Genomic DNA, 24250 nt, shown 5'->3' with positions numbered 1-24250 from the left:
TCGTCCGGCGGGGCTTTTTTACTTAATGGGAAAGCGCCTACTCCAGTTCCGGCTGCAGCGTTTGCAGCTCCAGCTGCATCTGCCAGGTCAGCTCCTGCAGCTGGGCTACTACCTGCTCTACCAGCTGCGGCAGGTGTTCCGCATCGAACGGGGTGCGCCAGGTATCGAGTTCGACAACCAGCGGCAGCAGGCGGTACACCTGCAGATGGTCGAGGCTGGGCTTGAGCTTGTGCGCCGCCATGCGGATCTGCAGGATATCCTGCTCGGCAATGGCTGTCCGCAGCTCCTCAACGGCTTCGCGGCAGCTTTCGATAAACGACTCCAGCATCAGGATGGTGAACGACACGTCGTTCTGCCCGATTTGGCGCACGATGTCGAGGTTGTAGAGCGTGCCCGGGCCCGCCGTAGTGGCCGCTGCCGCAGAGGGTAACGCAGTTGCTTCGGGCAGCTGCTCGCCCAGCGTCCAGAGGCAAAGCACTTTCAGCAGGTCGTCTTCCTGGAATGGCTTGGACAGATAGTCGTTCATACCGGCGTGCAGGCACTTTTCCCGCTCGCCTTTCACGGCATTTGCCGTGAGGGCAATGATGGGGGTGGGCAGGCGCAGGTGCTGGCGCAGATAGGCCGTGGCTTCCAGGCCATTCATCACGGGCATTTGCACGTCCATCAGCACGGCGTCGAAGGAGTGGTGGCGCGCTATTTCCACGGCTTCGGCGCCGTTTTCGGCCTCCTGCACCTGCAGGCCGGCATTGTGCAGGAAGCCTTTCGCAATCTGGCGGTTGAAGTGGTTGTCTTCGACCAGCAGCACCCGCTGGCCGCGCAGCTTCTCCCGGACACTGGCCGTGATGAGCGTTTTGCGGGGCAGGTCCTGGGTTGTGCCAATGGGCAGCCGCAGCCGGAACTGACTGTTGGTGCCGCGGTGCTTCTGGCTGTCGATGCTGATTTCGCCGCCCATCAGTTGCACCAGCTGCCGGCTAATGCTCAAACCCAGGCCGGTGCCGCCGAAGCGGCGCGTCACCGACGGGTCTTCCTGGCTGAAGTCCTTGAAGATATCAACCAGATATTCGGCATCGATGCCAATGCCGGTGTCGGCCACGGACCATTGCAGCTCTACGTGGGTATCGTCGGTGCAGGCCTGCGTGCACGTAATCGTGACGGAGCCTTTCTCGGTGAACTTGATGGAGTTGCCGGCCAGATTGAGCAGCACCTGCGTGATGCGGTAGGGGTCGCCGAGTAGCACGGCGGGCAGCCGCTCATCCAGCACCACCCGAAACACAAGGCCTTTTTCCTCGGCCTTAAAGTGCAGGCTTTTCTCTACCTGCAGCAGCAATTCGGCCAGGCTGAAGCCGATCCTCTCGATGTGCAGCTGGCTGGCCCCGATTTTCGACAAATCCAGAATGTCGTTGAGAATCACCAGCAGGTTTTCGCCGGAGGTTTCGATGGCCTGTAGATAGGTGTGCTGCACCGTGTCGAGCGGCGTTTTGGCTAGCAGCTGGCCCATGCCCAGAATGGCGTTCATGGGCGTGCGGATTTCGTGGCTCATGTTGGCCAGAAACAGCTCTTTGGCCCGGGCCGAATCCTCGGCCTGCTCCTTGGCGGCCCGCAGATTAAGCTCCAGCGCTTTCTGGTGCGTGATGTCGAGCACGATGGCGATGCTGCCGTACACTTGGCGGTCTTCGTCGTAGAGCGGGGCCGCACTTACCAGCAGCCACTTCAGCTCGCCGGCGCTGTCGGTGATGGAAATTTCGTACGTCTCCGACTCGCCCCGCCGGCGCCGCTGGTCGCGCTGGCGGGCCTGGGCCACATCTTCGGGCGACATCAGCCGGTCGATGGTGTGGTGCTCGGTGAAGGAGGCCCGGTCGTAGCCGGTGATGTCGCTGAACGCCTGGTTGACGAACAGCACGCGCCGGTTGAGGTCCATCTCCACCAGGCCCATGTTCATGTTCTCGATGATGCCCCGGTACTTTTCCTCGCGCTGGCGCAGGGCGTCGTCGTTGCGCTTGCGCTCCGTGATGTCCTGAAACTTCCACAAGTGCCCGATATAGCGCTCCGCCACATAAATCGGCACAAAGTCGCCCTGAATGACGTGCCCGTTAGCCAGCTCAAACAGCTCGGCCGTGAGCAGCTGCCGCTCCCGCACAATGGTGGCGTAGCGCTGTGCAAAGGCCTCGGGGTGCCGGAACTGGTGCTGCATGCGCTGCCCCAGCAGGCGCGTGTTGTAGCCTACCAGCTGGTCGGGCGTGGTGTTGAGGGCAAATATCTGGCACAGGGCATCGTTGGCCAGCACCACCTGCTGGTGCTCGTCTTCCAGCAGAATGCCTTCCTGGAAGTTGGCAATGGTGGTGGAGAAGCGCAGCATACTGGCTTCCAGCGCCAGCGTGGTTTCCTTCACCGCCGAAATATCGGTGTGCACCCCGGTCATGGTGCGGGGCTGGCCCTGGGCGTCGCGCTGCGTGACGAGGCCACGGGTGAGCACCCACTTGTAGCTGCCGTCGCGGCAGCGCAGGCGCCGCTCCACGGAGTAGAGGGGTTTTTCGCCCCGCAGGTAGGCATCGGCCGCCTCCAGGCTCAGGGCGCGGTCGGCGGGATGCACGTGCTGCTCCCAGCTGGCCGGTAGCGGCTCGGGGCTGTCGGGCGTGTAGCCCAGCATGGCGTGGTAGGCCTGCGAGAAGTACTCCTCGCCGGTAGCGTAGTCGAATTCCCAGGCCCCATCGCCGAACCGCTCCATGGCCTGGCGCCAGCGCTGCTCCTGGTTGAACACGGCTTCTTCGGCCTGCTTGAGCGGGGTGATATCCGTGAGCAGGCCGCTGTAGAGCGCGCCGGTGGCGTCGGTGCCGGAGAGCTGGGCGCTGGCCCGCAGCCACCGTACCGGCTGCCCCGGTACCAGCAGCCGCCCTTCGAAGGCGAAGGGCTCACCCAGCCGGCGGGTGCGGCTGGCGGCCCGGCGCCAGCGGTACGCGTCGGTGGGGTGCAGCAGGTGGGGCAGCATATGGGCCTGCTGCGGGTTAAGCCCAAACAGTGGCTCCAGCTGCGCGCTGACGTAGCGCAGGCCCGCCGTCGGGCCCTGGCCCTCGCGCCACTGAAACAGCACGCCCGGTGCCTGCCCGGCCAGATAGCTCAGGCGGGCTTCCTGCTCCTGCTGCTCGCCGGTGGGGGCCGAAGCCGGGGGCAGCACTTCCAGCAGCCCCAGCAGCCCCGCCTCATGCGGCGCTAGTTTCAGCCGCACCGGTACGTGGCTGCCGGTGGCCTGCCGCAGCTCCAGCGTGTAGTGGAGCGGCTGCGCGCCGGCCAGCTGCTGCTGAAACGCCGCCGGGGAAACACCGGCGCCGGCCAGGCCTTCCCGCAGCAGAGCCGCCACGGCGGGCACCTCGGCCACGCCCGTGAGGCGCCCGAAACCTGCGCTGGCCCAGCGTACCTGCCCGTCAGGCGACAGCAGAACAAGGGCGTCGAAGAGGCTTTCCAGCAGCGCAAAGGCAGAACGGCCGGTTTCGGAGAGGAAGCTGGGCGGGATGGAATTCACGGAAGCAGCAGAGCAGATTGGTGACGTGCCGGGGCACGTCAGGAACGGGAGTAAGTTACTATAACTTACGATTTCCGGCCCGCGGGCCGGCCCCGCCGCCGACGTGGGGGCCGGCCGGAAACACCGCAGAGCCCGAAGAAAAAAATAATCGTGTAGATACACGTATGTATGTACATTGTTTATACCTTTGGCCTGTTGCTGGCGGCCACGGTGTCGTGGCCGCGGCGCAGGCGTCGTTCATAATTCTCCCTCTTTTTCCCTTATTCGCATGGCAGCTACCCAGTGGGCTCTTGACCCAACGCACTCCGAAGTTCAGTTCAAAGTGAAGCACCTGGTGATTTCCACCGTAACGGGCTCGTTCAAGCAGTTTTCGGGAGAGGCCCACACCGAAGGCGACTCGTTCGACAACGCGCAGGTGAAGTTCACGGCCCAGATCGACAGCATCGACACCAACCAGGCCCAGCGCGACGAGCACCTGAAGAGCGCTGAGTTCTTCGACGCCGCCACGTATCCGGAGCTGTCGTTTGTGTCGACCTCGTTTGTGAAGGAGAGCGAAGGCGAATACAAGCTCACCGGCAACCTGACGCTGCACGGCGTAACGCAGCCTATCACGCTGGACGTGGAGTATGGCGGCCAGGCCGGCGACTTCTACGGCAACCAGAAAGCCGGTTTTGAAGTGAGCGGCAAAATCAACCGTAAAGACTTCGGCCTGACCTGGAGCGGCATCACCGAAGCTGGCTCCATTGTGGTGAGCGACGAGGTGAAGCTGCTGGCCAGCCTGCAGTTCGCCAAGCAGGCCTAGCGCGGCCTTTCGTATCCTCGGCCGCTGAGTCGGCACACCTACGGCCCGTTCAGTCGGGCTGCTCGGCGCGCAGAGGCTATCCTTTTGTTATTGCTATTGAAAAAGCCTGTTTCCGATTCCGGAAACAGGCTTTTTTATGGTTCGGCAACAGGCGCGCCGCAGCCAACCTGCGTAAATGTGCGTACTTGTGCGCTCCACAACCACTTGGCCGCTGGCAAGCGGCGGCATTCTTCTATGACTTCTCACCCCACTATTCTGTTCCTGCACGGCTTTGGCGAGTCGCGCGAGGTATGGACCGAATTCACCCGCGAATTCCCCGACGACTACCGCCTGCTGACCCTGAACCTGCCCGGCCACGGCACCAACGTGCATGATATCCGCGACTACAGCATGGAGGCGCAGGCCCGCTACGTGGCCGAGCAGCTGCGCCAGAAAAGCGTCGACCGCGCCCTGCTGGTGTGCCACAGCATGGGCGGCTACGTGGCCCTGGCCTTTGCCGAGCGCTACCCCGAAATGGTGGCCGGCCTCGTGCTGTTCCACAGCACCGCCCTGCCCGATACCGACGAGAAAAAGGCGAACCGCGACAAAAACATGGACTTTGTGCGCCGCCACGGCGTCGAGAAGTTCATGGAGTCGTTTATCCGGCCGCTGTTTGCGCCCGCCAACCGCGAGCGGCTGCTGGAGCAGCGCGAGTTTCTGGAAGACATCGGCCGGGCCACGCCCGAAGCCACGGTGCTGGGCGCCCTGGAAGCCATGAAAAACCGCCCCGACCGCACGCAGGTACTGAAAAACGCAAAGTTTCCGGTGCTCTTCATTGCCGGCAAAGACGACGTGGCGGTGCCCACCGACAGCCTGCTGCCCCAGCTGGTGCTGCCGGACCAGAGCCACGCCCTGCTGCTGAGCGACGTTGGGCACCTTGGCTTCTTCGAGGAGCCCGACCTCACGCGCCGCGCCGTGCTGGACTTTGCGGGCGGCGTGTTCAGCTAACCGAAACGCCGGCTGTTTTGCCGGCCCGACCGGCACCGGCGCGGTACGTCGTGGCAGCCCATATCTTTGCGGCGGCCAGCAACCAATACCGCCCGGGGCGGTTACTGACCGACGCAGCAGTTTCTGGAGCTGGCTTAGCTGGCTTCGGCGCTGCACAAACGCCCACCACGGCTCTCCGGCCGCGAAAAAGTTTATCACATAATTCCCCTCTGACCATGACCAAAATCAAAGTAGCAAACCCGGTAGTAGAGCTGGATGGCGACGAAATGACGCGCATCATCTGGAAGTTCATCAAGGACAAGCTGATTACGCCTTATCTGGAGCTCGACATCAAGTACTACGACCTGGGCATTGAGTACCGCGACCAGACCAACGACCAGGTAACCATCGACGCCGCCAACGCCATCAAGCAGTACGGCGTGGGCATCAAGTGCGCCACCATCACCCCCGACGAGGAGCGCGTGAAGGAGTTCAACCTGAAGCAGATGTGGAAGTCGCCGAACGGCACCATCCGCAACATCCTCGACGGCACCGTGTTCCGCGAACCGATTGTGATGAGCAACGTGCCCCGTCTCGTGCCCAACTGGACGGCCCCGATCTGCATCGGCCGCCACGCCTTCGGCGACCAGTACCGCGCTACCGACTTCGTAACCAAAGGCAAAGGCAAGCTGACCGTGACCTTCCAGCCCGAGGACGGCGGCGAGGCGCAGTCGTTTGAGGTGTACAACTTCAAAGGCGACGGCGTGGCTTTGGCCATGTACAACACCGACGAGAGCATCCGCGGCTTCGCCCACGCCTGCTTCAACCAGGCCCTGAGCAAGGGCTGGCCGCTGTATCTGAGCACCAAGAACACCATCCTGAAAAAGTACGATGGCCGCTTCAAGGACATCTTCCAGGAGATTTATGAGCAGGACTACCTGGCCAAATTCCAGGCTGCCGGCATCACCTACGAGCACCGTCTGATCGACGACATGGTGGCCTCGGCCCTGAAATGGAACGGCAACTTCGTGTGGGCCTGCAAAAACTACGACGGCGACGTGCAGTCCGACACCGTGGCCCAGGGCTTCGGCTCGCTCGGCCTGATGACCTCCGTGCTGGTGACGCCCGACGGAGGCACGATGGAAGCCGAAGCTGCCCACGGCACCGTAACGCGCCACTACCGCGACCATCAGAAAGGCAAGCCCACCTCCACCAACCCCATCGCCAGCATCTTCGCCTGGACGCGCGGCCTGGAGTTCCGCGGCAAGCTGGACAACAACCAGGAGTTGATTGACTTCTGCCACGCGCTGGAAGCCGTGTGCATCGAAACCGTGGAAAGCGGCAAGATGACCAAGGACCTGGCCGTCTGCATCCACGGCAACAAAGTGGAGCACGGCAAAGACTACCTCTACACCGAGGAGTTCCTGGCTGCGCTGGACGAGAACCTGAAGAAGAAGCTGGCCAAGTAGGTTGGTTTCGATTCAAAGTTGAATAGCAAAAAAGCTCTTCCGGGTATCCGGAAGAGCTTTTTTTGTGTGCTGAGAAGAATGGCTGAGGTGTTTTTGTCACTCCCGAATCTCGAATACCACCGGTAGCAGATAGTAGCTGCGTACCGGCTTGCCTTGCTCCAGCGCTGGAAACACAGGTGGCAGCAGAGTTGCTACGCGCAAGGCTTCGGCATCAAGCTCCGGCAACACTGGCCCGACCACCAGCGGCTGTTCCAGGCGGCCTTCTTCGCTGACTTGCAGAAACAGCACCACTTTGCCCTGCCGCTGGTTGCGGAGGGCTTCCATGGGGTACTGCAGCCTCTGCGACATGGTTCTGAGCAGGGCTTCGGGCCCGCCCGGTACCACAGGGCCTTCGTCGGGAAACAGCCGCAGCCCGGGCACGATGGACACGGCGCCACTGGCGGCATCAAACTGTAGCGGAATATGGATGTTGCTGGACACGTTTTTGCCCTTCAGCTGCCCCGGCACCCAGGTGGGAGCGTCGTTGAGCAGGCTGATGGCGGCGAAGCGCAGGGCGGGCATCAGGCGGGTAGCCTGCCCGTTCTGCAGGCCGATGCCGTTGTCGGTGCCCACTTTGCTCACCTTACCGTCGGCACCTACGGTTACATCCACCACGATGAGCCCGGAGGCTTGAGCCTGCCGGGCTTCTTCGGGATACGCAACGGTTTTCAGGTACTCGGCCAACGCCTCCTGCCCGCCCTGCGGGCGCGGGCTACGGCCTTCCTTAGCCGCCGGACGCGGGCCCGTGAGCAGAGGCTCCACCGGGGCTGATGCTGCCGGCGCAGCCTCTGCCGGGAGCCTGAACGCAATGGGCAGTGTGTAGGCTACTGCCACCGGGCGGCCGTTTTGCTTGCCCGGCACAAAAGCCGGCAGGGCCTGCACGGCCCGCAGCGCCTCGGCATCGAGCAGCGGGTGCACGCTCTTGCTCACCTTCACGTCCTGCACCTGCCCCGACGCGGCCACCACAAACGACACAAAGACCTTGCCCTCCAGCCCCTGCTGCAGCGCCTCCGCCGGATACACTATCGTCTGGCCCAGCGTCCGGAACAGGGCGGGCTGGCCGCCCGGAAATTCGGGCATCTGCTCCACGTAAGTGTAGACTTTGTTGGTAACCTGCTCAGTACCGGAGCGGGTAGGGGAGGCGGTTTGCGCCACGGCCGAAACCGGGCCGCACAGGGCTATAAAAGCAAGGGTACGGACTGCGGAATGCATGGAAGTTGGATAAGCTCGGATAGATGATATAGCGGGTAAGCGTTGAGTGATAGGTAGCGAGTATTCAGGCTGTCATTGGCTGGTTTTATGGCAATGACAGCCTGAATGCTCACTACTTGAAAAGGCCGTTCTAGGCCGTCAGCAGGCCCATTTCCAGCATAGCCTCGGCAATCTGCACGGCGTTGGTGGCGGCGCCTTTGCGCAGGTTGTCGGCCACCACCCACAGGTTGAGGGTGCGGGGCTGGGTTTCGTCGCGGCGGAGGCGGCCGACGAGCACGGCGTCGCGGCCGTGGGCGTCTTTGGGCATGGGGTACACGTTGTTTTTCACGTCGTCTACCAGCTCCACGCCAGCGGTGCGGCGCAGGATGTCGCGCACTTCGGAGAGGTCGAATTCCTCGGCGAATTCCACGTTTACGGCTTCGGAGTGGCCGCCCATTACGGGGATGCGCACGGTGGTGGCCGTCACGCGGATGGAGTCGTCGCCGAAGATTTTCTTGGTCTCGTTCACCATCTTCATTTCCTCCTTGGTGTAGCCGTTGTCCTCGAACACGTCGATGTGGGGCAGCACGTTCAGGTCGATGCGGTGGGGGTAGGCGGGGTTGGTGGGCGTCTGGCCGGCGCGCTCTTCCAGCAGCTGGTCCACGGCCTGTTTGCCGGTGCCCGTTACGCTCTGGTAGGTGCTCACCACAATGCGCTGCACCTTATAGCGCTGGTGCAGCTCGTTGAGGGCCACCACCATCTGAATGGTGGAGCAGTTGGGGTTGGCAATGATTTTATCTGCGGCGGTCAGCTCCTTGGCGTTGATTTCGGGCACCACCAGCTTTTTGGTGGGGTCCATGCGCCAGGCCGAGGAGTTGTCGATAACCACGGTGCCGACTTCGGCGAAGCGGGGCGCCTCCTGCTTGCTGATGGAGCCGCCGGCCGAGAAGATGGCCACGGCCGGGCGCGCCGCAATGGCGTCGTCCATGCTCACCACCTTATATTTTTTGCCCTGGAACTCGATTTCCTGGCCCACCGAGCGGGCGGAGGCCACGGGCAGCAGTTCGGTGACCGGGAAGTTGCGCTCGGCCAGTACTTTCAGCATCTCGGTGCCCACCAGGCCGGTGGCACCTACTACGGCTACTTTCATGTGCATCAAGGATTAGGGCATAAAGGTAAAGCGGTTATCTTTCATGCCATCGTTCTCCCTATCAGGCCCCGCCTGCTTTCCCGACGTTATTGCCCGTGAAAAAACTGCTACTCCTGCTGCTGCTGAGTCCGTTCACGGCCGCGGCCCAGCTCACCGATTCCTTTGCCGACGGCGACTTCACCCAGAACCCCGCCTGGACCGGCGACGCGGCCGCCTTCCAAGCCACCACCCAGCAGCTGCAAAGCAACGGCCCTGCTGTCACGGGCACCCAGCTGCAGCTGGCCACGCCCTGCCAGGCCGCCGCGGGCGGCACCACCTGGGAGTTCTGGGCCAACCTGCGCCTGGCCACCAGCAGCGGCAACTTCGCCGATGTGTGGCTGATAGCCGAACAAGCCGACCTGAAAGCCAGCGGCAACCGCGGCTACTTCGTGCGCCTCGGGGGCACTCCCGACGAGGTGGCGCTGTTCCGCAAAGATGCCACCGGCAGCCCCGCCTACGTCATCAATGGTGTTGATGCTACACTCAGCTCCGCCACCAACAACCTCGTGCGGGTGCGCGTCACGCGCTCCGCCACCGACGTCTGGACGCTGGAGCGCGACCTGACGGGTGGTACGACGTTCGTGAGCGAAGGCTCGGCTACCGATGCCGCCTACCAGCGCGGGGCTTGGTTTGGGCTGACGCTCACGTATTCCTCGGCCAACAACCGGGCGTTTCTCTTCGATGATTTCCGGGTGACGGACACGGCGCCGCCCCGCGCCATCAGCGCCGGCGCCACCGGCCCGCAGCAGCTCGACGTGACGTTCAACGAGCCGGTAGCGGCCACCCAAAGCGCCGCCAGCTACCGCCTCACCGCCACCGGCGCGCCCGCCGTCACGGCCGCCCAGCGCGACGCTACCGACCCCGCCATCGTACACCTGACGCTGGCCGGGCCGCTGCCGCTGGGCAGCAGCACCGTGGAAGCCCGCAACGTGCCCGACCTCTACGGCAACACTGCCGCCGGCCCGCTCACGGCCACCTTCAGCTACAGCGGCACGGCTGTGGCCCCGGGTTTCAGCCAAGTGGTCATCACCGAAATATTCGCCGACGAAACGCCGGTGGTGGGGCTGCCGGCCTCGGAGTACCTGGAAATCCACAACCCCTCGGCCACGGCCGTGCTGGACCTGGCGGGCACGCAGCTGCTCAAGCCGGGGCAGACCGGCAACCCGGCGGTGTTTCCGGCCGGGGCCACGCTGCTGCCCGGCGAGTACGCCGTGGTGTGCGGCAGCACCCGAGTCCCGCAGTTTGCGGCCTTCGGCAAGGTGTTCGGGCTGAGCAATTTCCCCAGCCTCAGCAATGCCGGCGACCAGCTGCTGCTGCGCACCCGCACCGGCCGCACGCTGTTTGAAATCAGCTATTCCGACACCTGGTACAAAGACAGCCGCAAGAAAGACGGCGGCTGGAGCCTGGAAATGGTGGATACCGCCAACCCTTGCGGCGGTATTGAGAACTGGACTGCCAGCACCGACGCCAGTGGCGGCACGCCCAGCCGCGCCAACTCGGTGCGCGCCGCCAACCCCGACCGCACCGCGCCCACGCTGCTGCGCGCCCTGGCCCTCAATGCTACCACCGTGCGGCTGTTTTTCGGGGAGAAGCTCGATAGCCTGACGGCGGCCAATGCGGCTCTGTACACGCTCACGCCCGCAGTGGCCGTCACGCGGGCCGCGCCCGTCTCGCCCGATTTCCGGGTGGTAGACCTCACGCTGGGCGCGGCGCTGCAGGCCAGCCAGCCCCTGACCGTGACCGTGCAGCGCGCCCTCGACTGCGTGGGCAATGCCGCCGGCCCGGCCACTTCGGCTACGTTCGGGCTGCCCTCGGCCGTGGCTCCCGGCGACGTGGTGGTCAACGAAATCCTGTTCAATCCGCGCACAAGCGCCGTGGATTTCGTGGAGCTGCTCAACCGTTCCGGCAAGTACCTGGATGTGCAGGGCTGGCAGCTGGCCAACATCCGCCCCGACAGCACCGCCGACTCTGAGCCCATCAGCGCCGGGCCCTACGTGCTGGCGCCCGGCCAGCTGCTGCTACTCACCACCCGCCCCGACATCGTGCAGCGCGAGTACCCCACCAGCTCCGACCCCGCCGCGTTTCTGACCATGCCTGCCTTCCCCACCTTCCCGGACGATGCCGGCATCGTGGCCGTATTCGACAGCCAGGGTCGCCGCCTAGACCGCTACGCCTACAGCGAAACCCAGCACCTGCCGCTGCTCACCGACCTGAACGGCGTGTCGCTGGAGCGGATTCGGGCCGCGGGGCCCAGCGCGGCTGCTAACTTCCACTCGGCGGCGGCCAGCGCCGGCTACGCCACGCCCGGCCGCCCCAATTCCCAGCAGCAGGACGCGGCCGGTAGCAGCCAGCAATGGAGCGTAGTGCCCGAGGTATTCACGCCCGACGAGGACGGCCAGCAGGATTTCACCACCCTCAACTACCAGCTCGATGGCCCCGGCTACGCGGGCAGCGTGAGCATTTACGACGCGCAGGGCCGCCTCACGCGCCGCCTCGCCCGCAACGAAACGCTGTCCACCACCGGCTTTTTCCAGTGGGACGGCCTCACCGACAAAGGCCAGAAGGCGCCCATTGGTTACTATGTGCTGCAGATTGAGCTGTTCAAACCCAACGGCGGCAGCAAGCAGGAATACCGCAAAACGGTGGTGCTGGGCGCACGCTTCTAAACGCTCCTAACCTGTCATTGCGAGCAAAGCGAAGCAATCCTTCCTCTCGTGGTAGACATTATCCTTACAGAAAAGCCCTCCGGCAGTAGTATGCTATACTAATGCCGGAGGGCTTCGCGCTTAGGGTCGTTTTCAGCAGGAAGAGAAAGGATTGCTTCGCTCCGCTCGCAATGACAACATTAAACCCGGAGCCACAATCTGCGTCCAACCACCATGACGACGACGCAACAACAGCTCCAGCATCTGTACTGGCGGGCCGGCTTCGGGCCGCGACCCGAGGATGTGGCGACCGGCCTCACGCCCCGCAAAGCCCTGCGCCAGCTGCTGCGCGATTCCGAGAAAGTGGAGCTGCTCGACAGCCCGCAGATGCGCTATACTGAGCCGCTGGCCCAGTTCCGGCCGGTAGCGCCGGCCGCCGGCAAGCCGCAGTCGGACATGGTGACCACGCCCGACCAGACGGCCATGAGCGCCGGCATGGAGGCGCCCGTGGCGGCGCTGCCGGCCCGCTCGGTGCTGGCGGGGCCGCAGAAGGGCCGCCCGCAGCCGCCGTTGCTGCGCCGCCAGGACATGAGCGCGCAGCAGCGCAAAATGCAGAATCAAAGCATCCAGCAGGCTTTCTACGCCATGAATACCGGTTGGCTGGCCCGCATGGCTAACTCGCCGGCCCAGCTGCGCGAGAAGCTGACCTTCTTCTGGCACGGCCACTTTGCCTGCCGGGTGCGCCGGCCCGATGCGGCCCTGCACCTCAACAACACCATCCGGCAGCTGGCGCTGGGTAAATTCTCCGACTTGCTGCTGGCCGTGAGCAAGGAGCCGGCCATGCTGCAGTTTCTTAACAACCAGCAAAACCGCAAGCAGCGCCCCAACGAAAACTTCGCCCGCGAGGTGATGGAGCTATTTACGATGGGCCGCGGCAACTACTCGGAAACCGACGTGAAGGAGGCCGCCCGCGCCTTTACGGGCTGGGGCTATAATGCCCAGGGCGAGTTCGTGTTCCGGGAGAACCAGCACGACGACGGCTCCAAAACCTTCCTGGGGCGCACCGGCAACTTCACCGGCGAGCAGGTGCTGGCCATCATCCTGGAGCAGCCGCGCACGGCCGAGTTCATTGCCACCAAGCTCTACCGCTTCTTCGTGAACGACACGCCCAACCCGGCCCACATTCAGCCGCTAGCGCAGGCGTTCTTCAAGAGCGGCTACGATATCAGCGCCCTGCTGGAGCAGATGTTTACGGCGGAGTGGTTTTATGAGCCAGCCAACGTGGGCACGCGCATCAAGTCGCCGGTGGAGCTGCTGGCGGGCATCAAGCGCACGATGGGCCTGCAATTGGTGGACGACAAGCCGCTCATCGTGTTTCAGAAGGCGCTGGGCCAGACGCTGTTTCAGCCGCCGAACGTGGCCGGCTGGCCCGGGGGCCGCAACTGGATTGACTCGTCGTCGCTGCTGTACCGGCTGCAGCTGCCGTCGGTGCTGCTGAAGAATGCCGAGTTCAATGTGGCGCTCAAGCAGGACGAAAACGACATTGCGCCCAACCTCACCAAAGCCGAGCGGACGTTTCAGCAGCAGGTGAAAACCACCGTGAAGCTGGCGCCGGTGCAGGCCCTACTCGCCAAAACGCCGGCCCCGCAGCAGGCCGCCGAGCTCAGCCGCTTCGTGCTGCAGGCCCCCATCCGCCCCGAAAACCTGGCCGTCATTCAGCAGGCCGCCGACAAAGCCCCCGTCGAAGGCCGCCTCCGCACGATGGTGACGAGCCTGCTGAGCTTGCCGGAATATCAGTTGATGTAAACACGCCAAAAGAACGTCATGCAGAGGCGCAGCCGAAGCATCTCGCTCGTGAGTAATCAAATTATTCCAACGTCGGCACGCGAGATGCTTCAGTTGCGCCTCTGCATGACGGTTAGATAAGCCCCAATACTATGACTTCCCGCCGCGACTTCCTTAAAACCTCCGTGCTGGCCAGCAGCCTGCTGTTTGTGCCTTCTTTTCTGCACGCGCTCGACCGCCAGGGCCTCAAAGACCTGCGCGACGCCCGCGGCCGTCGGCTGGTGGTGGTGCAGCTTGGCGGTGGCAACGACGGCCTAAACACCGTCATTCCGTACCGCAACGACCTGTACTACAAAGCCCGCCCCACGCTCGGCATCCGGGAGACGAGCGGCATTCTGGCCCTCGACAAAGACCTGGGTTTCAACCCGGCCATGACGCGCCTCAAGGGCCTATACGACCAGGGCCAGCTGGCCGTGCTCAACTCCGTGGGCTACCCCAACCCTGACCGGTCGCACTTTCGCTCGATGGATATCTGGCAGAGCGGCTCGGCCTCCGACCAGTACCTGAGCACCGGCTGGCTCGGCCGCTACCTCGACTCGAACTGCCCGAGCTGCCCCACCGCCTACAACGGCCTGGAAGTGGACGACACGCTGAGCCTGGCCATGAAGGGCGACCTGCGCAAGGGCCTGGCGCTGAAGAATCCGGACAAGTTTCATCAGCTGACGCAGAACCAGTTTATCAAGCAGGTGAGCGGCCGGCAGCCCGCCGGCGCGGTGTCGGAGCTGGACTACCTCTACAAGACGCTGGCCGAAACCTCATCGTCGGCCGACTATCTGTACCAGACCAGCAAGGTGTACAAGTCGTCGGTGGCGTACCCGAACAGCGAGTTTGGCCGCAACCTCAAAACCACCGCCGAGCTGATTAATTCCGGCGTGGGCTCGCGCGTGTTCTACGTGTCGCTCACGGGCTTCGACACGCACGTGCGCCAGCAGGAGCAGCAGGGCAAGCTGCTGGGTGATTTGTCGGACGGGCTGGGCTCGTTTGCCGAGGACTTGCAGAAAGCCGGCAACTTCGACGATACGCTGGTGCTGGTGTTTTCGGAGTTTGGGCGGCGCGTGAGCCAGAACGCCAGCAACGGCACCGACCACGGCACCGCCAACAACGTGCTGCTGCTGGGCGGCGGCCTCAAACAACGCGGCATCCTCAATAACGCCCCCGACCTGCAGAACCTGCTCGAAGGCGACCTGCGCCACCAGCTGGACTTCCGCAGCCTCTACGCCACCGTCCTGCACGACTGGCTGGAAGCCGACGACAAAGCCATCCTCGGCAACCAGTTCGAGCGGTTGAAAGGCTTGGTATAGACGAAGAGCATCTGCACAGCAGCCCGCTGAAACCATGTTTCAGCGGGCTGCTGTTCGTTGGTGGCATTACTCATCGCTCTATCACGAAACCCAGGTAGTACTCCCGGTCGGCGCTGCGGCTGAGGGCAAAGCGCCGGCCGAAATCCAGTTGCACCCGCTCACTGACGTGGAAAATCGGCCCGACGTTCACCGCCGAGGTCCATTGCCGGGTTTTCATATTGCGGCTTGTGGAGAATTCGGCGAAAGCCGCCAGCCAGTCGTTAAAGCCGTGGTCGACGGCAAAGGAGGGAGCCAATTCAACGGCGTGTTGTTTGGCGTCCCGGTCGTAGCTCAGAAACGAAGCCGCCTGGGCGCTGACATGCCATTCGTGCTGAAAATTGTAGGTGGCCGGCACCAGAATACCGTACTCAAAACCGCCGGCGCCTTCGCTACCGCCAGTCGGGAGGCGCACAAAGCCGATGGCTGCTACTACCAACGCTTCGGTTTCGTCATCGTCGCCGATGAAATTGTGCTTCACGCGCACCGCCATGTCGCCGAAGCCCGCGCTCCGCGCCATCGGCTCACCGGGCGCCCATTGCTTCTCCACCGTGTAGGGGTCCACGAACACCTGCACTTCCGTGTGGTCGGTGAGACCCGCCCGGATGGCAAAGGCGTTCAGGCGAAGAGTCCGGGAACGGGTTTCCTGGCCCGGCTTGCTGTTGATGAGCCGCACCAAGTCGGTTTCCAGTTGAAAATGGCCAGGGTCGATGGTGTTGGGGCTTTCCGTAACGCCGGGCCGGTCGGCGTTGAGCGGGCGTAGCTGCCGCTGTGGCGTCTGGCCGGCCGTGTTGGCTTGGCCGGCACGTTTAAGCGTGTCGGGGGCGGTAACGGGGCCGGTGAGGCCCAAAGCCAGCGTAAGAGTAAGCAGCATAGTAGCGGAAAAAAGCGCAGCCCGCGCAAGTTAGCGCTTTGTGATGCAGGCAGCCCTTACACTAACGCCAGTTTGCTGGCCTCGCCCTACAAGCTGTAGCGCAGCCCCAGAAATGTGCGCCGGCCCTGTAGGGGCGCAAAGTTGTAGCTGGTGTCAAAGGTGTAGCCGTTTGGGTTGTTCTGGTCCACGGTTTTGTCGAAGGGGTCGAAGGCGCGCAGCAGCGCGTGGCGGGGCAGGAAATCGAGCAGGTTTTTCACGCCGCCGTACACCTCCAGGTGCGGCCCCAGCCGCTTGGTGGCCTGCAGGTTCTGCAAGGAAAACCACGGCGAGCGGCCGGGCCGGAAGTCGTTGGGCTGCACCGGCAGGCGCATGGGCCCGCTCACCTGGCCCGTATAATCCACCGAAAGCCCCAGCTGCGTGAAGCTGTAGCTGACCGAATACGTGCCCGAAAACACCGGCGCGTGCAGCTGCGCCACCCGCCGCAGCGCCCCACCACCTACCGGCCGCTCCATCCGGAAAACGTCCATCAGTGTGATGCCCGCCAGCAGCTTCAGTGGCTTCGTGAACGTAACATCGGTGTTCAGCGAGACACCCCGCGAAATGGCGTAGCCGTCGAGGTTGCGGTACACAATCTGGTTGGGGTCGGTGTCGTAGTCGGGGCTGATTTTGTTGGTGAAATAGGTGTAGAACGCGCTGCCATCCAGCGAAAACGTGCCGGCTTTGGTGCTGAAGAAGCGCGTGTAGTTGAGGTTGGCGTTCCAACTCCGCTCCGGCCGCAGGGCCTCCGGCACCACCACCTCCCGCGCCCCCGTGAGGGCCGCGTGGTCTTCCGTGAACAGGTTCACGACGCGGTAGCCGTTGCCCACGCCCACCCGCAGCACGCGGCTGCCATCCACGGTGCCCCACTTGTAGTTGAGGCGCGGCGTGACGATGCTGCCGTGGCGCGGGTTGTAGTCGTAGCGGAGGCCGGCCAGCAGCGTGGCGTCGGGCGTCAGCCGGAACTCGTCCTGCACAAACACGCCGGGCAGGTGAATCAGGTCGGGCTGGTTGCGGGTTTCGGAGCCGGTGGCTGGCGTGTTGTCGTCGTACCAGGTGCTGCGGAAGGCCGCGCCCAGCAGCAGGTTGTGCCGGATGCTGGGGCTTTTGGCCCAGGTCAGCTGCCCGAAGCCCACGCGCTGGGTGGCGTTGTAGCGCGTGGTGCCGTAGGCCGAGTTCTGGCGGTGCTGGTTGAAGGAGCCACTCAGCAGCAGCTTCTGGCCCGCCACCGGCAACTGGTACTGGCCCAGCAGCTCGTAGCGGCTGGTGTACACACTCTCGCCATACACACTGTCGCCGCCCCGGAACTCGGGCCGCCAGTTCAGCTGGCCGCCAAACCGGTCTTCGTAGTAGTAGCGGGCCGCCAGGCTGGCCGCACGCTGCTCGGGCCGCTGCCAGCTCCACTTATTGAACACCGATACCCGCTGCTGCGTGGGCACGTCCGTGAAACCGTCCTGGTTCACGTCGCGGCGCTGGTTGTAGCCGTAGAGATTGGTGCTGAGCAGGGTAGAGGCCGCGCCCACTTTGGCCGACGTGGCCAAGTCTACATTCAGATCCTGGTGCGAGGTACCGAAGATGTCGGCCGAGAAGCGGGGCGCTTTCGCCGGGTTTTTGGTGATGACGTTGATGAGCCCGCCCACCGCCTCCGAGCCGTAGAGCGTCGAGGCCGGGCCTTTCACCACTTCTACCCGCTCCACCAAACTGCTCGGAATACCGCTCAGCCCATACACCGTGCTCAGCGAGCTGACAATGGGCATGCCGTCAATCAGCACCATCGTGTAGGGCCCTTCCAGCCCGTTGATATGGATGTCGCCGGTGCCGCACACGTTGCAGTTCAGCTGGGGCCGCACGCCGTTCACCATCGTCAGGTTCTCGAACAAGCAGGGGCTGGGGTTTTTCTGGAAGTAGCGTGGCGTGTACAGCTCCACCGCCACCGCCGACTCACTCCGCACGACTTCGCCCAGCGTGCCGCTCACCACCACCTCGCCCAGCGTGCTGCTGCTGGCCGCCAGCGCAATGCTGACAGTGGCCGGCTGGCCGGCTACCACCGTTACGCTGCGCTCGGCGGGCTGATAGCCCACGGCGCTGGCCACCAGCCGGTAGCTGCCGGGCGCCACTTTCGGCAGCACAAACGCGCCGTTTTCATCGGCCGAAGCCCCCAGGCTGCTGCCCTTCAGCCCCACGCTGGCAAACGGCACCACCTTGCCCTCGGCCCGCACCGTCCCGCGGATGCTGCCGGTCTGGGCTTGGGCAGCCAGCAGCACACCAAGGCAGAAGTAGAGAAAGAGGAAGAAGTGTTTCATTTTTAGTGAAGACTATTATTTATTTTTAGACTTATCTAAAACGGAAAACACAAAAAAGCGCGGAGCCGACGTGGCTGCCGCGCTTTTTGCTAGCCGAAGAACGTCTTGTACAGCAGGTAGATGTTCAGCACGATGATGATGCCCGACACCAGCCAAGCTACTATCTGCACCCAGGGCCGGTTCACGAACACGCCCATCTTGGCCTTGCTGCTCGTGAATAGCACCAGCGGCACCACCGCAAAGCTCAGCTGCAGACTCAGAATCACCTGGCTGAGCACCAGCAGCTCGCCGGTGCCTTTCTCGCCGTACAGGATGGTCACAATCAGCGCCGGCACCACGGCAATGCCGCGCGTGATGAGGCGCCGCAGCCAGGGCCGCAGCTTCAGGTCGAGGAAGCCTTCCATCACAATCTGGCCGGCCAACGTGCCCGTGAGCGTGGAGTTCTGGCCCGAGGCCAGCAGCGCCACCGCAAATACCACGCTGGCCGCGCCCGCGCCCAGCACCGGCGCCAGCAGCTTGTGCGCGTCGCCGATGTCGGCTACGTCCTGCAGGCCGTTGCGGTGAAAAGCTGCCGCCGAGGTAATGAGGATGGCCGCATTCACGAAAAACGCTAGAAACAGCGCCACCGTCGAGTCGATGGTGGCGAACTTGATGGCCATGCGCTTGCCGGGCTCCGTCTGCTCGATGGCCCGCGTCTGCACGATGCTGGAGTGCAGGTACAGGTTGTGTGGCATCACCGTAGCGCCCAGAATCCCGATGGCAATGTAGAGCATCTTGGGGTTGGTCACGACTTCCGGCTGCGGCACCAGACCGCCCAGAATCCCGAAATAGTCGGGGTTCGAGACGATGATTTCGTACAGGAAGCACCCAAAAATCACCACAGTAAGGCCCGCCACGATGCTTTCGATGATGCGGAAACCCTTGTTCTGAAAGTAAAGCACTACCAGCACATCCAGAATGGTGAGCACCACGCCCCAGGGCAGCGGCAGGCCAAACAGCAAATTCAGGGCAATGGCCGAGCCGATGACTTCGGCCAGGTCGCAGGCAGCAATGGCCACTTCGCACAGAAACCACAGTACCATGGCCACCGGCTTGGAGTAATGGTCGCGGCAGGCCTGCGCCAGGTCGCGCCCGGTCACGATGCCGAGCTTGGCGGCCAGGTGCTGCAGCAGCATGGCGAAGAGGTTGGAAATCAGGATTACCGACAGCAGCGTGTAGCCAAACTGCGAGCCGCCGGCAATATCGGTGGCCCAGTTGCCGGGGTCCATGTAGCCCACGGCCACCATCAGGCCCGGCCCCCAAAAGGCCATCAGCTTGCGCCAGAACGAGGCGCTGGCGGGTGGCACCTTGATGCTGCCGTGCACTTCGCTCAACGACAACGACGTGCGGGCCCGCCGCCAGCCGGCTTCCGCCACCGGAGGATTTTGCTGTACGGGAGGAGATTGTACTGTTGGAGGCATAAAAGGAAAAAGGGCAATGAAACGTAAAGATACGTTTTAGGCTTGCCTAAAAATATTTTTAAGGCACCATGAATACTGTTTCACGCGAAAAATGTTTCAGCTTCCTTCCCGAACCCCGGCACATGATTATCAGCGCCCTGCAAACGCCAAAGCCGGCAGCCGCCCTGGAAACCAGGGCCGCCGCCGGCTTATAGGCCTGGCACGTTACTTGACCATCAGCTTGCGCTGCACCGGCGTGCCATCCAGCGCCGTCCGGACGGTGTAGAGGCCGGGCGCCACGCGGCGCAAATCCAGCTGGGCTTCGGCGCGGCCCGTCATCGGTACGGTTTGGGTGAGGCGGCCCAGGGCATCGTGCAAGGTGAGCGGGGCGCTGGCCGGGGCCGGCAGGCGCACGGTGGCGGTTTGCGCGGCCGGGTTAGGCCACACGCTCAGGGCCGCCGACTGCGCATTGCGGGTGGAGTTGGGCATAAAGGCCCGGTTTTCCAGCACCAGCAGTCGGTCGTCGGTGGCGCCGGGCGTGGCACGGCCGTCGCGGTTGCTGGTGGTCAGGTACACCTTGCCCTGCGGTGACACGCAGATGGCGCGCAGCCGTCCGTAGGTACCGGTCCAGAGGTCGGATTGGCTGGCTACCTGGTCGCCGGCGGCGTTGAGCTGCAGGTTGGTGAGTTTACCAGCCTTCAGGCTCACCATCAGCAGGGAGTTGGCCCACTGCGGAATAGCCGGGCTGTTGTAGGCCGTGATGCCCGCCACGGCAATGGTGGGCGTGTAGGCAACCAGCGGCGGCCGCACGTTGTTGGCGGTGCAGAATGCCTGCTCGGCGGGCAGGTTGCAGAAGCCTTCCACGTTGGGCCAGCCGTAGTTGCGGCCCGGCTCAATCAGGTTCACTTCGTCGTCGTTGTTGGGGCCGTGCTCCGAGCTGTAGAGGCGGCCCGAGGCGGCGCGCACCAGCCCCTGCGGGTTGCGGTGGCCCAGCGTGTAGACCAGGCTGCCGGGCGTGGGGTTGTCGGTGGGTACGGTGCCGTCGAGGTTCAGGCGCAGAATCTTGCCGTTGAGCGACGCCGGATTCTGAGCTTCGGGCTGCTGCTGGGCGTCGCCGGTGGTCATCAGCAGGGTGCGGTCAGGCAAAATGAGAAGGCGCGAGCCGCTGTGCGTGGTCACGGCCGGAATGTTGCCCAGCAGCACCAGCGGGCTGCTCAGGGTGCCCGCCGAGGCCGAATACGTGTAGCGCACCAGCTTTTCCTTGAGCAGCCCGCCGTCGGTGTAGTTGTACACGATGTACACGAAGGGCGAAGTGGTGAAATCGGGGTGCAGGGCCATGCCCAGCAAGCCGCTTTCGCCGGTTTCGGTCACGTCGGCCACGGTCAGCAGCGGCAGCACCTGGCTGGTGTTGGGGTTTATGCGGCTGATGCGGCCGCCGCGCTCCGTCATCCAGAGGAAGTTGTCGGGCCCCCACAGCAACTCCCAGGGCGTATCCAGGTTATTAGCGACGGCCGACAGCGTGAGCGTGGTGGTGCCCACCGTGTAGGTGGCCAGCGCCGGGTTTTGCTGGGCCATGACCGGAGCCGCCAGGCCGGCAATCAGCAGGAAAGTAGCAGTGCGTTTCATGATAAAGAGTCTGAAGGTGAACGTGGTATATTTCCATACGCGCCCCGGCCGATTACGGATTAAACGGCCGCTGCCTGTTGGTTTGTAGCTTTGAAAACACCGCTCGCCGGCTGAGGTTGCCTCCGCCGGCTTTCCGTTTCCATTCCCCTGCCTCGCCATGTTGCTCACCGAGTCCCGCCCCGACGGCTTCACCATCAGCACCGACCCCGCCCGCCTCGACGTGGCCGCCATCCACCGCTACTTGGACCACGACTCCTATTGGGCCAAAGGCATTCCGCTGAATACCGTGGAGCGGGCCATTGCCAATTCGCTGCCGTTTGGGCTCTACACGCCCGAGGGCCAGCTGGCCGGCTTTGCCCGCATCGTCACGGATTACGCCACGTTTGCCTGGCTCTGCGACGTATTTGTGCTGCCGGCGCACCGCGGCCAGGGCTTATCAAAATGGCTGATGCAGGTGGTGTGGGCGCACCCGCAGCTGCAGGGCCTGCGGCGCCGCCTGCTGGCCACCCTCGACGCCCACGGGCTGTACGAGCAGTTCGGTTTCGCCCCGCTGGCCGTCCCCGACCGGTTTCTGGAGATTCGCCAGCACAATCCCTACGGCGTCGAAACGGCCAATTAGCGCCGGTCCGTCAGCGTTTCGGCGTTGCGCCCGGGCACTCGCGCTGAGACAAGCCGGCTCTGTATCTTGCCGCTCTCCTCACTCCCCACTCTGTTTCATGCCAATTCCCGCCCCCCGGTTCCTGCTGCCTGCCGCGCTGCTGTTCCTCGCCGCCTGCTCCGAGCAGAAGAAAGCCCCCGCCGAAACCGCCGAAACCGCAGCCCCCGCGCCCCCGCCGCGCCCTGACACCACCGTAGCCGCCACCCCGCCCGCCACCCCGCCCGCCACCCCCGCGCGCCCCGATACCGCCTACGTGCACGACGTAGCGGCCTACCTCGCCGGCCAGTCGGTCAGCAAATCCAGCGACTTGCAGCCACTCGCCGCCCATCCTACCTGGCAGGCCTTCGCCACCGATGCGGAAAAGAGCTGGACCAGCTACCACGCCACCCGCACCACCAAAATCGAGCAGTGGGCCGCCACCGAGCTGGATTCAGTGCGAACGGCCAGCCCCTCCGTGTTCTACCCCTTCAGCGGCCCCGACCTGCTCAACGTCGTGACGATGTTTCCGAACAGCAGCACCTATGTGCTGGTGGGGCTGGAGCCGGTGGGCTCCGTGCCGCGCCGCGCCACGCTCAGCAACCACCGGCTGTTTCCAGCCCTCAAGGCGTCGTTGTGGTCGGTGCTGAACTTCAGCTTCTTCCGCACCAACGACATGGCCGTCGACCTCAAATCGGTGGAGCTGGATGGGGCTTTGCCGCTCATCATGCTGTTTGCGGCCCGCACCGGCCACCAGATTCAGGAGGTGCGCTACGTGCAGCTCTCCACCGAAGGCCAGCTGACTGCCGCCGACAGCACCGTTATCCGCCGGCCCGGCCCCAAGGTCATTCCCGGCGTCGAGCTGACCATGCTCAGCCCGGCCGGCAAAGAGCAGAAGGTGCAGTATTTCTCTGCCGACATCAGCGACTGGAAAATGGGCACCAACAAGGAAGCCGTGGTGCAGTACGTGGCCGGCCTCGGGCCACTGGCCACCTACGTGAAATCGGCCACCTACCTCATGCACAAGCCCTATTTCAGCAAAATCCGCAACCTGATTCTCGCCCGCAGCAACTATCTACTCCAGGATGATTCCGGCATTGCCATGAAGTACATTCCGGCCGCTGACTGGCGCTTCACCTACTACGGCACCTACAAGCGCCCCATCAACCTTTTTGCCAAACACTACCAGCCCGAGCTGACCCGCGTCTACACCGATACCACCACCCGGCCGCGCCCCTTGCCTTTCGGCACCGGCTACAACTGGCGCCAGAACGATTCCAACCTGCTGCTGGCCCGCCGCAAAACAACGCTGTAGCGCGCAGGCCCCAGCAAACCATCAAATTGCTTTCCCACGCAAGCCACGGCCATTGCCGTGGCTTGTTTCGTTATTGAGTTGCGCCTGCAGCCAACCGGCCAACACTCCATTGCCAGCTTCGCTGTGGGGTAGGGGAGAAGAAGCCTGCTTATGAGGCCTACTTATACAGAGTATGTTTTCGCGCAGCTAATGTCTATCTCACTGATTGCGTAATTTTCGAAGATGAGCCACTCTTATATAATAGGTGTACTCCGGTGCTGTATGCTGCTGCACTGCCTCACATGGCCATGCTTTGCGCTGGCGCAATCCGCTACCGGCTCGCCAACCGCAGTTGCGCCCAACTCAGCCACCCGGCAATCCGCCAACAGCCCGCTACTCGACAGCCTGCTGCACACCGACCCCCAGCTAGCCCGCATCGCCGACAACCCCCGCGGATACGAGCTGCAGATCATCTACACCCAGATCAACCGCGACGAGCACAACCAGCCGCATTTCGTCCAGCACAACTTCCAGCTTGACGCCCGCCAGTATTTCAACCCGGCCAGCCTCGTGAAGCTGCCCACCGCCGCACTGGCCCTCGAAAAGCTCAACCAGCTGGCCCGGCCCGGCCTCACCCGGCGCAGCCCCATGGCCACCGGCACCGCCTTCCGCTGCCAGACCGCCGCGCCCTACACCCCCGCCGCCGACTCCGACCAGCTCAACACCGTCGGCAACTACATCAAGCGGATGCTGCTCGTCAGCGACAACAATGCCTACAATCGGCTCTACGAGTCCCTCGGCCAGCGCCCCCTCAACGAACGTCTGGCGCAATTAGGCTACACCGATACCCGTATCGTGCGCCGTTTCGCCCCCTGCGACCCGGAAGCCAACCGCCACACCAACCCCATCAGCTTTTTCACGGCCGCTGGGCAGCCCCTCTACCAGCAGCCCGCAGCTGTCAACTCTGAGCCGTTCAGTTATCCGCTGGGCCGCATCACTAAAGGCCGCGCCCACCAGGCCAGCAGCCGCATCATCGCCCAGCCC

Annotated in this window: 16 protein-coding genes (1 of these 16 cut by a window edge); 9 read left to right on the top strand and 7 right to left on the bottom strand. The window is 63.7% G+C overall.

Annotated features, from left to right (window positions below; translation table 11 throughout):
• Positions 1–37: 37 nt before the first annotated feature.
• On the bottom strand, positions 38–3517 hold the full coding sequence (locus N008_RS05605; RefSeq protein ID WP_052381234.1) for a PAS domain S-box protein: 3480 nt from the start codon (positions 3515–3517) through the stop codon (positions 38–40).
• A 268-nt stretch (positions 3518–3785) separates the two neighbouring features.
• Here N008_RS05605 and N008_RS05600 point away from each other — a divergent pair, with 268 nt between their 5' ends.
• The 3 genes from N008_RS05600 to N008_RS05590 all read left to right on the top strand — a co-directional run bounded on the left by N008_RS05600 (position 3786) and on the right by N008_RS05590 (position 6754).
• Positions 3786–4319, top strand: coding sequence for a YceI family protein (locus N008_RS05600; protein ID WP_044014395.1), 534 nt, complete (start codon positions 3786–3788; stop codon positions 4317–4319).
• Positions 4320–4553: 234 nt separating this feature from the next.
• Positions 4554–5306 carry an alpha/beta fold hydrolase gene (locus N008_RS05595; protein ID WP_044014393.1) on the top strand — a complete coding sequence of 251 codons (753 nt, stop codon included), beginning with the start codon at positions 4554–4556 and terminating at the stop codon, positions 5304–5306.
• A gap of 215 nt (positions 5307–5521) precedes the next feature.
• The gene (locus N008_RS05590; protein WP_044014391.1) at positions 5522–6754 is read left to right on the top strand and encodes an isocitrate dehydrogenase (NADP(+)); all 1233 of its coding nucleotides are present in this window, start codon (positions 5522–5524) and stop codon (positions 6752–6754) included.
• A 96-nt stretch (positions 6755–6850) separates the two neighbouring features.
• Here N008_RS05590 and N008_RS05585 read toward each other — a convergent pair whose 3' ends face one another.
• Together N008_RS05585 and N008_RS05580 are read right to left on the bottom strand one after the other, a co-directional pair.
• Complete coding sequence (locus N008_RS05585) at positions 6851–8005, bottom strand: TonB family protein (protein WP_081910629.1); 1155 nt, start codon at positions 8003–8005, stop codon at positions 6851–6853.
• 130 nt (positions 8006–8135) lie between these two features.
• Positions 8136–9134, bottom strand: a complete 999-nt coding sequence (locus N008_RS05580; RefSeq protein WP_044014387.1) for an aspartate-semialdehyde dehydrogenase — start codon at positions 9132–9134, stop codon at positions 8136–8138.
• Positions 9135–9229: 95 nt separating this feature from the next.
• Between N008_RS05580 and N008_RS05575 the strand changes: the two genes are divergently transcribed.
• From N008_RS05575 to N008_RS05565, 3 genes are all read left to right on the top strand, one after another.
• Positions 9230–11839: a lamin tail domain-containing protein gene (locus tag N008_RS05575; RefSeq protein WP_197062953.1), complete on the top strand. Its 2610-nt coding sequence runs from the start codon at positions 9230–9232 to the stop codon at positions 11837–11839.
• A 213-nt stretch (positions 11840–12052) separates the two neighbouring features.
• Entirely contained in the window at positions 12053–13624 is a 1572-nt protein-coding gene (locus tag N008_RS05570) for a DUF1800 family protein (RefSeq protein ID WP_044014385.1), read from the top strand.
• Positions 13625–13755: 131 nt separating this feature from the next.
• Positions 13756–14964, top strand: a complete 1209-nt coding sequence (locus N008_RS05565; protein WP_044014382.1) for a DUF1501 domain-containing protein — start codon at positions 13756–13758, stop codon at positions 14962–14964.
• Between the two features lie 70 nt (positions 14965–15034).
• Here N008_RS05565 and N008_RS21350 read toward each other — a convergent pair whose 3' ends face one another.
• From N008_RS21350 to N008_RS05545, 4 genes are all read right to left on the bottom strand, one after another.
• Positions 15035–15874, bottom strand: a complete 840-nt coding sequence (locus N008_RS21350; protein ID WP_052381231.1) for a transporter — start codon at positions 15872–15874, stop codon at positions 15035–15037.
• Positions 15875–15960: 86 nt separating this feature from the next.
• A complete protein-coding gene (locus tag N008_RS05555) occupies positions 15961–18213 on the bottom strand; it encodes a TonB-dependent receptor (RefSeq protein ID WP_044014381.1) in 2253 nt (750 codons plus the stop codon).
• A gap of 89 nt (positions 18214–18302) precedes the next feature.
• A complete protein-coding gene (locus tag N008_RS05550) occupies positions 18303–19673 on the bottom strand; it encodes an Nramp family divalent metal transporter (protein WP_052381230.1) in 1371 nt (456 codons plus the stop codon).
• Positions 19674–19877: 204 nt separating this feature from the next.
• Positions 19878–21278 (bottom strand): PQQ-dependent sugar dehydrogenase, encoded by a 1401-nt coding sequence (locus tag N008_RS05545; protein WP_052381229.1) that lies wholly within the window; start codon positions 21276–21278, stop codon positions 19878–19880.
• 157 nt (positions 21279–21435) lie between these two features.
• Here N008_RS05545 and N008_RS05540 point away from each other — a divergent pair, with 157 nt between their 5' ends.
• The 3 genes from N008_RS05540 to N008_RS05530 form a co-directional block, all read left to right on the top strand.
• Entirely contained in the window at positions 21436–21897 is a 462-nt protein-coding gene (locus N008_RS05540) for a GNAT family N-acetyltransferase (RefSeq protein WP_044014377.1), read from the top strand.
• A 97-nt stretch (positions 21898–21994) separates the two neighbouring features.
• Entirely contained in the window at positions 21995–23227 is a 1233-nt protein-coding gene (locus N008_RS05535) for a hypothetical protein (protein WP_052381228.1), read from the top strand.
• Between the two features lie 261 nt (positions 23228–23488).
• On the top strand, positions 23489–24250 hold the 5' portion of the coding sequence (locus tag N008_RS05530) for a serine hydrolase (RefSeq protein ID WP_052381227.1). Its footprint extends 528 nt past the window's final position; the window shows 762 of its 1290 coding nt (coding positions 1–762); the start codon lies at positions 23489–23491; its stop codon lies off the right edge, out of view.

The organism is Hymenobacter sp. APR13 (assembly GCF_000737515.1).
GTDB lineage: Bacteria > Bacteroidota > Bacteroidia > Cytophagales > Hymenobacteraceae > Hymenobacter.
The sequence above is the reverse complement of the archived record's forward strand: the minus strand, read 5'-3'. Positions and strand labels throughout refer to the sequence as shown.

Coding starts and splice junctions, on each gene's coding strand:
- N008_RS05535 (WP_052381228.1), top strand. CDS start 21,995: ATGCCAATTCCCGCCCCCCGGTTCCTGCTGCCTGCCGCGCTGCTGTTC.
- N008_RS05540 (WP_044014377.1), top strand. CDS start 21,436: ATGTTGCTCACCGAGTCCCGCCCCGACGGCTTCACCATCAGCACCGAC.
- N008_RS05585 (WP_081910629.1), bottom strand. CDS start 8,005: ATGCATTCCGCAGTCCGTACCCTTGCTTTTATAGCCCTGTGCGGCCCG.
- N008_RS05570 (WP_044014385.1), top strand. CDS start 12,053: ATGACGACGACGCAACAACAGCTCCAGCATCTGTACTGGCGGGCCGGC.
- N008_RS21350 (WP_052381231.1), bottom strand. CDS start 15,874: ATGCTGCTTACTCTTACGCTGGCTTTGGGCCTCACCGGCCCCGTTACC.
- N008_RS05600 (WP_044014395.1), top strand. CDS start 3,786: ATGGCAGCTACCCAGTGGGCTCTTGACCCAACGCACTCCGAAGTTCAG.
- N008_RS05580 (WP_044014387.1), bottom strand. CDS start 9,134: ATGAAAGTAGCCGTAGTAGGTGCCACCGGCCTGGTGGGCACCGAGATG.
- N008_RS05545 (WP_052381229.1), bottom strand. CDS start 21,278: ATGAAACGCACTGCTACTTTCCTGCTGATTGCCGGCCTGGCGGCTCCG.
- N008_RS05595 (WP_044014393.1), top strand. CDS start 4,554: ATGACTTCTCACCCCACTATTCTGTTCCTGCACGGCTTTGGCGAGTCG.
- N008_RS05555 (WP_044014381.1), bottom strand. CDS start 18,213: ATGAAACACTTCTTCCTCTTTCTCTACTTCTGCCTTGGTGTGCTGCTG.
- N008_RS05590 (WP_044014391.1), top strand. CDS start 5,522: ATGACCAAAATCAAAGTAGCAAACCCGGTAGTAGAGCTGGATGGCGAC.
- N008_RS05550 (WP_052381230.1), bottom strand. CDS start 19,673: ATGCCTCCAACAGTACAATCTCCTCCCGTACAGCAAAATCCTCCGGTG.
- N008_RS05565 (WP_044014382.1), top strand. CDS start 13,756: ATGACTTCCCGCCGCGACTTCCTTAAAACCTCCGTGCTGGCCAGCAGC.